Consider the following 11,349-nt stretch of genomic DNA (forward strand, 5'->3'; position numbering starts at 1 on the left):
ACATTGATTATCAATAAAATGACACAAAAATAAACGATAAAAAATTTGCGTAACTGCCTGATTTTTCGTACCTTTATATCATGATTGATGAAAGAGCATACGAGTTACTTTGCTGCCAGCTGGGTCTGGCGAATGAGGAAAAGGCGGGGCTTCGCAAACAAGTAAACGAACTGATTGCGAGGCTTAAGGCTATTGAAGAATCAAACAAAGAGAACTCCAAGGCTATGGTTGATACAATCAATGAGTTGTCTACAACAGTCGAGAATAATCGAAAGGAAATGGAACTTATGAGAAAGCAGCTTGAGGCAAAAGACGAGGTGAACATGATGCTGGCAAATGAGATATCCAATCTCAGGCTTCAGCTTGAGGACGGCAGGAAACACCGTTTCGGCCGTACCTCAGAACAAAGAAGGCTGCTGAACAACCGTAACATTGATAAGTCTGCAATGGAGAAGTCCGAGTACGACGGTTCTGGCAAGAAAGGTGATGATGATAATAAGACCGATGGTAACGGTACCGGCAGCAATACCTCTTCCGGTAACGTACCTGCACAGAACTGCAGGCCTTCAAGGAAAAAGGAAACTGCTCCCCGTGCAGCAAAGACCAGGCTGAAGGTGGATAAGGTAATTGTTCATGAAATAGAAGACTATTACCAACTCCCGGATGGTGCAAGGCTTATGAAGCGTAACGGAATGGCTGATGTGTGGGAATACAGGTTTATAGAACATGTACGTGCTCATAACGTGGAGCATGTGTACAAGGTGGCAAGGGTAAAGCTTGCAGATGGCACTTTCACTAACACGATGGAGCATCCCTTGAAAAACCTTGGAGGAATCTTTTCCCCTGATTTGCTTGCCCGTCTGCTTTGTCTGAAATATGACTTCAGTATGCCTGAGAACAGACAGATAAGACTGCTTGCAAGAGAAGGCATCCACATAAGCAATACCACGCTGAACGGCTATATCCATAACGGAATCTCCAGGCTTAGGGAGTTTATGGAAGATGTCTTCAAGGAGTTTGTACAACAGGCAAAATACCTTATGGTTGATGAGACTACCGAACTTGTCGGAGTTGAAACACCGGAAGGTAAGGCTTACAGGAGAAAGTACTTATGGGCTTTCTTTGCAAAGCATGTCAAGTTGGTTTACTATCATTACAATAACGGCAGCAGAGCCTCTGATGTAGCAAAGACCTTCCTTGAGCATTTTATGGGATCTATATCTACAGACGGATATACGGTTTACAGGATGTTCGACGGAGAAGAATCAAAGGTGCTTCATATAGGATGCTGGACACACTGCAGGAGGTTGTGGGTTGATGCCTTGCCATCAGACAGGACGGCGATGGACATAATAGATTCTATCGGTGATTTATTCAGGAATGAAGACCTGTTCCGCACAATGAAACTCAGCGGCGAGCAGATAAAGGAAAAAAGACTTAAACTTACAGGACCTATTCTTGAACGTATCCATCATAAGGTGGTCATGATGATGCATGATGCGAAGATTATGGCTAACGAACTGATGAGAAAGGCTGCGAACTACACGATAAACCAGTGGAAATCCTTGAGAAATATCCTCAAGGACGGTTCAGCGGAAATATCCAACAATCTCTGTGAGCAAAGAATGAAACCTGTAAAGCTGCTGCTCAAGAACTGTATGAATATAGGAAGTGAGGCAGCCGCAGAAAACTCGGCATTCATCTTCTCCCTGATAGAAAGCTGTAAGTTGAACGATATAGATCCTCAGGATTACCTGAAACACTTGTTTGAATGTGTTCTTCATGGTAAGGACTGCGACAAGAAGGCTCTTCTGCCTATCTTTCTCATCATACACATAGTAGTGGGTTTGTGGATTCCCATAGTGGTCATCCCTTTTTACCGTTCCTCTAAAATCACCTTTCTTAAAGAAATACTGAAATGGTACTATTAAACTGGTATCTGTATTATCGAATTGGACATATACCATAACACTTAGTTTTCCCTTGTAGAGCCATAGTCCTTCTACCACAGAATTCCAATTATTTCCTTTTCTTCTGTCGGGATTAATGTAAAATTCATAATCCCTTGTACCTTTTCTTCTTCGTCCTGTTTCCTTGACGATTTTGAGTATGGTTTCTTCTGTTACTCTTCCTAATTCGGTCTGTGTCAGATTTTCTATAATTTCAATCTTTTTCACAGGTGTAGTTCTCTTAAAAAGTTCAATATTTACGTTTATCATTTCTGTTATTATTTAATGGTGAAACAAAAAGAGGAGGCATAGATTATCTCGGTTTATAATTCTGTTTTCTAATAAACTTTGATATTCTATACCTCCTCCGGTATCTTACTAAAAATAATTATTCAATGAACCATCCCCATTTATCATCTTCTCCCGATATTGCTTTCGTAATACCTAAAGATATATCATAAGCGTTTATAGTTCTTTCCATCATTGTATCGATGTAGTTATTCTTATAATTAGTGAGTAATTGATAAAAATTCCATCCGGACATGTTCTTTCCGAATGAAGCGAAATTTTCATCAGAATAGTAATCTCTCACAGCTGCGTTTATCTGAGCTTCATTCAATATCAGCTCCGGCAACTGAAGATCTGTCTTTACACTTTGAGGCAAGGCTTGGTACATCCTCGCTTTACCTAAAAATTGTGCAAAAGTTGTTACGTCAATAAATGTGTTCTTAAGAGTTCTCATTTCCTCGACATGCTTTATGTAATTGTATCTGCTGAAAAGTTCCATACAATATTTATACAAATCTGCTGTATTTGTCACTTTTATGTCAAGTTTAACTCCGTCTGTACTTAATAGCATGTTAGTGCATACCTGATTTAGGAATCCTACACCAACTCTAAAAAGCTGTTTCTGGCTGGCATTTCCAAGCAAGTTCGTTTCACTGTAAGACCTCACACCTACAATCTGTAATGTAAGATCATTTCCTTCAATGTTATAAGTTATACTTGGAATTTCTATAATAAACATCATTCTCTGATAATATGAGCCTGAATCTTCGTCTGTTAGATTTTCAACAAGCTTTCCTGAACCTTTACGTGTTCTTAGCTTCATTTCGTGACTGACCCTTATGTTAGGCTCCAAAAACTGCTGCCCTTGATAAAAAGTCTGGGCGGCATCAAATACTGTATTAATAAAGTCGTTATGACTGATTGTCTCGACATTATCTCTACTAAATACAGGTACCAAATAATCATCCTGTAAGTTCTGCAATTCTATTCCCCTGGTATTCCCAAGGATAAATGCTTTTTTTTCTTCAGGCTGGTCGATAATAACAGCATCTTCCACATCCTGATACTTTGTTAGTCTTGTTTCCATTTTACTTATCCTTAAAATGTTAAAAACTTGTGTATCGGTATTCTATCTTCTCCCTTTACACATCCAATCTCTAATTTCCCTGGTGACTATAGTAATAATCTCCAGAGCAATGACAATTACGTCCTTGTTCATTACTTTAATTTTTTAGTTGTTTCTAATTTTTCATTTCTCCTTATATTTAAATCGTTAATTATTAGTTGTTTATATCTATATATAAGGGTTTTAAGGATTATAAAACGGGGTAATTTATTAAAATTAGTCACTAGTGTCCACTAAAAATTAGAGGACGAATTAAAAATTATAATTACTAAATAAATTTGGTCCATCAAGACCGCTTTGTTCTTTGACATCATTGAATTTAGTTTTGCTGAATAGATTTCTTAATGGAGTCTTGTCCGTAAGAGAAATACCAAGAATTTGTAGAACCTCGTATGTCGATCTGTTAAGTTTCATATCATGTTGCATGATAGCCACAAGACAGTAGGCAATGATTGCTGAGTAGACTTGTATCTTTACAGCGTTCTCGGAAGTACCCCAAAATTTCTTTATTTTCAGGTGCTGCTTGAGCCATTTAAAGAACAGTTCCACTTGCCAACGATTCTTGTAAAGTTCCGCAACCTGTAAGGCTGGAATATGTTTTGCATTTGTCAGATAAACGAACTCCCGTTCGTCTTCTTCATCCCAAAACCTCACCAAACGAATCGTTTCAGGATATGATTTTTGGGTATAGAAACCGGTAAGTTCAATCTCACAGTCTGACAATATATTCTTGGGTAAACGTCGTTTCCATTTGAGTACTCTTGCCTTTATGTTTGTCTTAGCCCGTACAACAAAGAACGAATCCATCATATGTATCTTGTAGAGACGATGATAATCGTTATATGCACGGTCGAAAACATAGAATGAGCCAGATTCATAAGTTATTACGTCCATAGCCCTGACATCGTTTATCTTTGCTTCGGTTATATGGATAAAGGCAGGAACTTGAGTTTCGACATCATATAAAGTGTGGATTTTGATACCTCCCTTATATGTACTAAAGTTAGCCCAAGGGAACAATTTCAGACACAAGTCAATTGTGGTAGAATCGAAGGCATATACATTTCCGTTTAGTTTGAATATGTCATTTACTCTTTTCTTTCTGGCTTCGCTTATCATGTGGAATGCGAAGTCCTCAAAGATACGGTAGTCCCGGTTCTCATTTGCTTTTGCAAGGTTGCTTCGGGTGACATGTTTCCCAACTCCAAGATGGTAGCATTTCTCTTGATGTGCATTCAGTGCAACAATCAGATCACGAAGACTTTCACGATTGCACAATTGTCCGAACATCAAAGTAAGAAGTTGATTCCAGCAAGTAAAATGCTTAACATACTTGTTGCCATCATACTTCTTTACGATACGGAGAAACTTGTAGTTGTCTAAAAACTCAACCATTTGGGCGAAAACGTATTTGTCTTTATTCATATACAGCCTAACATAAAAGGCTGCAAAGTTATGATTTCAAATCGTTGCGCAAGAAAATCTCTTCTAATAAACTGTAATTCAATTATTTCAAAGAACTATTTGCGATTTTTAGTGGACAATAATGAAAATTAGTGGTTCTTAATCAAATTCCGTGCTACTTATTTATGTTCAATTACCTTATTCATGGCTATTCTGGAGTACTTTAAGATGCATATAGTTTGGATAATTTATTTGTTATTTCTAATATGCCGATATCCCTTTATCCATCGGCCTTTCAATGAGCTTTACTAGCACGGAATTTGATTAAGAACCAAATTAGTCTTATTGAACAGCTCGCGCAAGTGAGTTCTATCAGTCAATGATATGCTGATAATCTACAATGTTTTATCGGTCGAGCGTTACAACTTCATATGATATATGACAATAGTTACAAATCAGGAAGTTTGGATTTTAACATTAGTAATGAATGTTGAGATACCCCTAAAATTTCAGAGGCAAGCTTTTGTAAGATTCAAGTTTATGATACTCAGCACCATATCAGACCTGAAATACTTGGATAATAGATATTTTTATTCCTTTCCTTGAAAAAAGGAAAGAATTTGCTATATTTGTCCTTTAAAAAAGGAAAGACTATGAGAAAGGATATTATAAAATCTCTGATTGCTATAAAACAGAGTGAAATACCGTTCGATGTTATAGATAGAGACACTAAGCTGCCTTTAGCACGTAAAAAGATTATAACAGTACCAGGTGTGCGACGATGTGGAAAATCTACCATGATGGAGATAGCTATCAACGAACTTGTTGCAGGCGGAGTACCTTCTAAGAACATTTTATGGTTAGGTTTCGACGATGAACGATTAAAGAGCATGGACGCATCACAACTTGATGAGGTGGTTGTAGCCTATATGGAGATGTATCCTGACGTGGCATTCAAAGATGTACATATCTTTTTGGATGAGATTCAGTTAATAAAAGACTGGGAATACTTTGTGCTGCGCCTTTACAAATCTTACTGCAAGAATATTTATGTATGCGGAAGTAATGCTACGATGCTATCCAAAGAATTAAGTTCCGCATTGAGAGGATACCCTTTGGAATACGAAACTTTTCCTTTATCATTCAATGAATATTGTCGGTTTATCGGTGTTAGAACTGATAGTTATCTTGAGCAGGACATAGCCAGACTACGGAATGCTTTCTTGGAATATAACGGCGTAAGTTCCTTCCCAGAAATAGTTCTTACACATACTCGTTCCGAACAGATAAAGTTGTTGCACGGATATTTCGATACAATGATTCTTAAGGATATGGTAGAGCACTACAAGATTTCGAATATCGGTATGGTAAGATATTTCGTTAAGAGGATAATGTCCAACCTGACCAAACCTACATCTATAAATGCCATATATAAGGATATAAAGTCGCAAGGTCTTAAAGTTACAAAAGACGACCTTTATCTTTGGGCCGATTATGCGTGTGACATTTTTCTGTTCATCAGAATTCCCAAATATGAACGTTCGCTCAGCAAAGAACAGAAATCACTCGACAAGTATTATTGTATAGACAATGGTTTACGCAGTGCTGTCATTATGCCACAGAGCAATGACAATGGAAAGAATCTAGAGAACAGCGTATTTATGCATCTGTATAGAAATCGTATGCCATCAGATAAGATTTCGTATTATCAAGGCAACAGTGAATGCGATTTCGTAATACAACGGGAGGAGTCTGTGGTGGAGCTTATTCAGGTGACATGGGATATGAGCGATGCTGAAACAAAAGAAAGGGAGATACGAGGTATTATTGAAGCATCGTCCGCTACCGGGTGTGATAATATGAAAATCATAACCATCGACTATGAGGATGTTATTTACATAGAAAATAAAAAGATTGATGTTATTCCTGCGTGGAAATGGATGTCTGCCTTGTAAGCAATAAAAAAATAGCAGAATACTGATTTCTCAGTACTCTGCTATTGTCATAAGGATAATATGAAACAACTTCTAAAACTAATCATCATTCGGTTAGTTTTAGAAATGGCTTCTAATACAAATCTTTTTGCATATAGATATTATCCTCACATATATAATGAAGAACCTTGTCTGAAACTCTTCGCTTTAACTTGGCTCTTCGATAGACAAATCAGGTTTCGATATAAAGACTGTAGCTTTATACTTACTTCCTGTCATCTATCCTTCCAATCCATATTCATGCCATCCTCTGAAACATAAATAGGACCAGGTATCGTATTTTTGTTTTTGATTTATAGTTTGATTTTTCTATTGTTATTGTTTATTTCATATATAAGGGTTTGAGGGGAATGGGAGAGGAATAAAAAAATCCTGCCATTGTTTTATGACAGGATAAATGTTTATAGTAGTGATTGTAAATTTTACAAGGACATTGACAATTCTATTTTACATCCCAATGCATTCATTATTCTGTAGAAGGTGGAAACTTTAGGTTCTGTTTGTCCACTTTCTACCCTTGAGATGTAAGAACGATTGGATCCTATTCTTCTTGCCAGTTCAGCTTGACTTATTTTTGCTTTCTTTCTTGCATCCTCTATAATCTGTCCGGTATAGAATGCATAGGCTTTTTCCTCAGCTTCAAGTCTGCTTGCCGTACCTTTAGCCCCGAACTTGGCATCAAGTACTGCGTCATAATCTACTAGTTGATGATTGTTTGTCTGCATAATATGCCTCCTTTATTTTTATGGCTTTTTCTATTTCACTATTTGGAGTCTTTTGAGTTTTCTTTTGGAATCCATTAAATAGTATTACTATATTTCCTTCATCAAAAATAAAAATACCCTATAAATGTTCCCTCCATATTCAGTGCGTAGCTCAAAGATACCGTCTCTGATACTTTTTACAAATTTAGTGGATAATCTTTCTTGTGTTTTGAGTAGAAGCAATCCATATTGTACTTTTTCTTGCTCCTTTTCATTCAGAGTCTCCATGAATTTCTCAAAGTATCCTCCGTATGTTCTTATTTTTCTTTCAGTTTCCATGTTGCAAAAATAATCAATGTTGCTCAACTATGCAACAATTTGTAGAAATAATAGTATTGTCCTTTGAGTATATTAACGTTGTGGAGGTTAAACTAGTATAAAGTATAGGTGGGGGAGAAAAAGGGGGAGTAAGAGTTATTATAAAAAAGAAAAGTCGCTGATTTTCAGCGACTTATGATTTCGATTGTGGTGCCACCAGGATTCCGTAGAGGTGGCAATGAAACTGTCTATCCGCAACTCGCGAAACTTTGCCTATAGCCATGAGGGCACACGTGCCTCGATGGGCAAGGACACCAGCACGCGCATGAACTTCTTCTCTCGCCTCTCGTGCATGAAGATGCAGGAGGCAGACGGATGCGCAGCACCTATGTCGGCAGAGGAGCGGCACAACCTATATACCAGTATGGCAGACGAAGCTTTTGATGAGGAGGAAGGAAAATGAGAACGAAGATAACATCAATGAAAAGGGCTTTCATTCTGTTCTGGCATGGGTTGACCGCCCTCCTCGTTGGCATTGCCAACTGGTTTACGGTGATATTGGGCATGAGGGATGACTCCAAGTATGGCAAGATTCTCCGTCGAACAGTGGGCAGCTGCTTTGCGTTCCTGATGCTGTTGCTGGCCATAGCCGCAGGTTGGGATTTTTGTCGTACTGCTTGCTATCGGTTGGAGGTAAACAAGCATTTTGATGGCTCGTATTACGATACGCAGTACATCTCCCGCAATGTCACCTATTACACCTACTACGATGAAGACGGTTTCCTAAAGACTGCTGACGGCAAGAAGACCATTACTGGAATCAGGTGGATAGCCAAGCCACTGGGTATGGACTCACTGATATGCTACAGTGACGGCAAGAAACGCGGCTATTTCAATATGTTCACAGGCAAGCCTGTCATTGAGCCGAAGTACAGCCATGCGTGGATTTTCTCCGATGGACTGGCATCGGTGGATGATGGAGGCTGGATCAAGTTCATCGACGCATCGGGCAAGGTGGTGATAGACCCACAGATTCCTTATATCCCCGGAGCAGAAGGCTATGTATTCCACAAAAACCGCTGCATTGTCCACAATGAACGTCGTGATCGTTTCGGGCTGTTGGACAAGCAGGGCAAGTGGGTGTTGCAGCCAGAATATTTCTCCATCGAATCTTCCGGGAACTTCTGGGTTGTCGATAACGGAGAGGGCAAAAGCGTATTGGACAGTACGCTGAACACGGTTATTCCGTTCACGAAAGGTCAAATTTGGGTAAGCAGCGAATATATCAGTGTTACTCTCAGCAACCACATCATTCAACGTTACGACCATAGTGGTGAGATTATCAATGATTTCTACATCAATGACGTAAGTTATATGACCTATGAGTCTGATGAGTTGCGCTACTCTACCTCTAAGAATTACAATGAGGAAGGTACACTCACCAGTGAGACGGAAAACATTGAACCGTTGCCAGTGGAGAAGATGGCAAAATGCCGGCGTTATGAGGCAGAAAGCGGATGGTATGGACTAATGACAGCAGATGGCAAGGTCATCACACCTCCGTCATACTGTAGCATCCAGGCAATAGGTTATGACATGTACCTTTGCAAGGACAATGACGAAGATGGTGTGATACTGAATGGAAAAGGTGAAAGGATTAGTTAGTTTTCAGGATTGGCAGTGTTCTCGGCAAACATATTGCTCATAGATGTTTGCTTTATAAGATTGAGCAGGATGGCAGGATTGATGTTCTTGCCATCCTTTTTTAGTGTCAAATGAAGATGTGGTCCAGTGCTACGTCCACTGTTTCCTGTCATGGCGATGACGGTGCCGGGATAGACGTGGGTGCCTTTGGTGACGAGACTTTGGGAGAGGTGGCAATAGCTGATGGTGAAGTCGCCGTGACGGAGGGTGACATACAGACCTGAACGTTTGTCCCTGCCTACCTTGATGACCTCGCCCTGCATCATGGCGTATGCGGGTTCATAATTTGCCTTCAAATCAAGCCCGTTATGTAGTGCTTTTCTTTTTGTGAATGGGTCTCTGCGATAGCCGAAAGGGCTGGTGACAGATATGTGACGGAGTGGACTGACAAGCGCCGGGAGGCGGTCGGTCTGCTCCGTTTGGGTTTGTATTTGGGCAAAAGCAAGAGAGTCTCGCCGCTGACACGGCGAGAACGGGGGCTGTTGTTCAGGTGTTGTGGACTGCGTCGTTTTTGGCACTGCCTTGCGGTGTGCCTTAGTCTGCGTGACGGTATTGAACTGAGCGAATACTGTTGCTGATGAACAGAATATTGCTGCTATTGTGATGAGTAGAAATCGTTTCATGGTGCAAAGTTAACAAGCAATTATTGGACTGGCATAATGAACAAAGGGAAGACAAGAAGATTGTAACATAATATAGCAATCGAGTTTGATTTTTGAGCAGAAATCAAACTCAAATAATAATAATCGTCAAAAATAGCACGCATTATCTTATGTAATTCTGCTTGTCTCTGAATAGGTGTATAACTTTGCACGAGTTTAATTTCAAATTCAAAGTTAAAGTATGAAGCAAGTACGATTTGAAGAGAGCGAGGTGCCTTATCAGACACTGGCTCGTTTTGGTCTCACACAGGAAAAGATTGAAGACCTGCCCTTGTGGGCATTGGAAGATATTGGTCAGGGACGACGTTCGCCACTGCTACCCATTCAGGTGACTAATGAGGAGGGCGAGACATTGAAGAGCCGCACCCGATTTGCGTTGGTCCGTATGGAGGACGGCAAGGTGGATGTCGTGTTCTATCCGCAGTTGGAGAAGTCGCCGTTAGAGTCATTCACTCAGGAACAGCAGGAGGACTTGCTGGCTGGAAAGGCTATCCTTGCTGACGTGAAGGATGCGGAAGGCAGAAGCAGCAAGGCTTTTGTGCAGATTGACACGGAAACCAATCAGGTGATGTCCGTGCCAACGCCTGTCATCGGGCGCAACTTGGAAGTGCTGAAGGATGAACTGAAACTGAGTTCGGCAGAGCTGACCGTGATGCAGAAGGGTGAGCCACTCACGCTCATCATGGAGGACGAACAGGTGACGGTGGGCATTGACCTGAATGACAAGACCGGCATAAGGATTAACCAAGGTGACAGTCAGAAGTGGAAGGAGAACACCAAGAGAGAGTGGGACAAATACACCTTCGGGTGCTATGGCTGTTGGGTTATGGACGATGACGGCAATCTCGACTATGTGCCTGAAGAGGAATACACCGAGGAGCTTTGGAATGAGCAGAAGAAGAATGGAGAGCGCAACCGCGCCTCTTTTTCCATGCACAAGTAATCTACACATAATATAATAAGTATATGGCATCAAATAAATATTATCCAGAGGATGTGCTCGTCGAGAAGATGCAAAGCGGCGAGTACGGATGGTTGGAGTTTATCAACCATCATTCTGCTGAATGGCAGGAAGAATACGAAAGCTATTGTCTGAAAAACGGACTCTGCATTTGTGAAGAGAGTGCGGAGCAGTTTGTCCATCACAAGGATGAGGAGTTGGAGAAGGCAATAGAGAACGGAGAAGCTTGATAAATGAAG

General features: G+C 40.2%; 10 protein-coding genes and 1 pseudogene. 6 read left to right on the plus strand and 5 right to left on the minus strand.

Annotated features, from left to right (window positions below; all coding sequences use genetic code 11):
* Positions 1 to 80: 80 nt before the first annotated feature.
* Complete coding sequence (tnpC, locus tag ACNOGP_RS11565; protein ID WP_225472751.1) at positions 81 to 1,931, plus strand: IS66 family transposase; 1,851 nt, start codon at positions 81 to 83, stop codon at positions 1,929 to 1,931.
* A 406-nt stretch (positions 1,932 to 2,337) separates the two neighbouring features.
* Here tnpC and ACNOGP_RS11570 read toward each other — a convergent pair whose 3' ends face one another.
* Together ACNOGP_RS11570 and ACNOGP_RS11575 are read right to left on the minus strand one after the other, a co-directional pair.
* Positions 2,338 to 3,324, minus strand: a complete 987-nt coding sequence (locus ACNOGP_RS11570) for a DUF3871 family protein (protein WP_060451216.1) — start codon at positions 3,322 to 3,324, stop codon at positions 2,338 to 2,340.
* A 291-nt stretch (positions 3,325 to 3,615) separates the two neighbouring features.
* Positions 3,616 to 4,788, minus strand: coding sequence for an IS4 family transposase (locus ACNOGP_RS11575; protein WP_060451217.1), 1,173 nt, complete (start codon positions 4,786 to 4,788; stop codon positions 3,616 to 3,618).
* 632 nt (positions 4,789 to 5,420) lie between these two features.
* Here ACNOGP_RS11575 and ACNOGP_RS11580 point away from each other — a divergent pair.
* Positions 5,421 to 6,722 (plus strand): ATP-binding protein, encoded by a 1,302-nt coding sequence (locus ACNOGP_RS11580; RefSeq protein ID WP_004320002.1) that lies wholly within the window; start codon positions 5,421 to 5,423, stop codon positions 6,720 to 6,722.
* A gap of 461 nt (positions 6,723 to 7,183) precedes the next feature.
* Here the strand turns inward: ACNOGP_RS11580 and ACNOGP_RS11585 are convergent, their stop codons facing one another.
* Positions 7,184 to 7,486, minus strand: a complete 303-nt coding sequence (locus ACNOGP_RS11585; protein WP_004320000.1) for a helix-turn-helix domain-containing protein — start codon at positions 7,484 to 7,486, stop codon at positions 7,184 to 7,186.
* Positions 7,452 to 7,804: pseudogene (locus ACNOGP_RS11590) on the minus strand (type II toxin-antitoxin system RelE/ParE family toxin). The gene ACNOGP_RS11585 and the pseudogene ACNOGP_RS11590 overlap by 35 nt, the downstream one beginning before the upstream one ends.
* 211 nt (positions 7,805 to 8,015) lie before the next feature.
* On the opposite strand from ACNOGP_RS11590, the gene ACNOGP_RS11595 reads away from it, so the two are divergent.
* Both ACNOGP_RS11595 and ACNOGP_RS11600 read left to right on the plus strand, forming a co-directional pair.
* Positions 8,016 to 8,246 carry a hypothetical protein gene (locus tag ACNOGP_RS11595; RefSeq protein ID WP_149923934.1) on the plus strand — a complete coding sequence of 77 codons (231 nt, stop codon included), beginning with the start codon at positions 8,016 to 8,018 and terminating at the stop codon, positions 8,244 to 8,246.
* 17 nt (positions 8,247 to 8,263) lie between these two features.
* Complete coding sequence (locus ACNOGP_RS11600; RefSeq protein ID WP_004319997.1) at positions 8,264 to 9,448, plus strand: WG repeat-containing protein; 1,185 nt, start codon at positions 8,264 to 8,266, stop codon at positions 9,446 to 9,448.
* Here the strand turns inward: ACNOGP_RS11600 and ACNOGP_RS11605 are convergent.
* Complete coding sequence (locus ACNOGP_RS11605) at positions 9,445 to 10,110, minus strand: M23 family metallopeptidase (RefSeq protein ID WP_004319995.1); 666 nt, start codon at positions 10,108 to 10,110, stop codon at positions 9,445 to 9,447. The two genes, ACNOGP_RS11600 and ACNOGP_RS11605, sit on opposite strands and share 4 nt — an antisense overlap.
* Positions 10,111 to 10,330: 220 nt before the next feature.
* Between ACNOGP_RS11605 and ACNOGP_RS11610 the strand changes: the two genes are divergently transcribed.
* Together ACNOGP_RS11610 and ACNOGP_RS11615 are read left to right on the plus strand one after the other, a co-directional pair.
* A complete protein-coding gene (locus ACNOGP_RS11610) occupies positions 10,331 to 11,092 on the plus strand; it encodes a DUF4099 domain-containing protein (protein WP_004319993.1) in 762 nt (253 codons plus the stop codon).
* Positions 11,093 to 11,115: 23 nt separating this feature from the next.
* The gene (locus tag ACNOGP_RS11615) at positions 11,116 to 11,340 is read left to right on the plus strand and encodes a hypothetical protein (RefSeq protein ID WP_004319991.1); all 225 of its coding nucleotides are present in this window, start codon (positions 11,116 to 11,118) and stop codon (positions 11,338 to 11,340) included.
* Positions 11,341 to 11,349 lie beyond the last annotated feature (9 nt).

The sequence above is a fragment of the Bacteroides difficilis genome, assembly GCF_048319815.1.
Lineage (GTDB): Bacteria > Bacteroidota > Bacteroidia > Bacteroidales > Bacteroidaceae > Bacteroides > Bacteroides zhangwenhongii.

Coding starts and splice junctions, on each gene's coding strand:
- ACNOGP_RS11585 (WP_004320000.1), bottom strand. CDS start 7,486: ATGCAGACAAACAATCATCAACTAGTAGATTATGACGCAGTACTTGAT.
- ACNOGP_RS11605 (WP_004319995.1), bottom strand. CDS start 10,110: ATGAAACGATTTCTACTCATCACAATAGCAGCAATATTCTGTTCATCA.
- ACNOGP_RS11570 (WP_060451216.1), bottom strand. CDS start 3,324: ATGGAAACAAGACTAACAAAGTATCAGGATGTGGAAGATGCTGTTATT.
- ACNOGP_RS11575 (WP_060451217.1), bottom strand. CDS start 4,788: ATGAATAAAGACAAATACGTTTTCGCCCAAATGGTTGAGTTTTTAGAC.
- ACNOGP_RS11615 (WP_004319991.1), top strand. CDS start 11,116: ATGGCATCAAATAAATATTATCCAGAGGATGTGCTCGTCGAGAAGATG.
- ACNOGP_RS11580 (WP_004320002.1), top strand. CDS start 5,421: ATGAGAAAGGATATTATAAAATCTCTGATTGCTATAAAACAGAGTGAA.
- tnpC (WP_225472751.1), top strand. CDS start 81: ATGATTGATGAAAGAGCATACGAGTTACTTTGCTGCCAGCTGGGTCTG.
- ACNOGP_RS11610 (WP_004319993.1), top strand. CDS start 10,331: ATGAAGCAAGTACGATTTGAAGAGAGCGAGGTGCCTTATCAGACACTG.
- ACNOGP_RS11600 (WP_004319997.1), top strand. CDS start 8,264: ATGAAAAGGGCTTTCATTCTGTTCTGGCATGGGTTGACCGCCCTCCTC.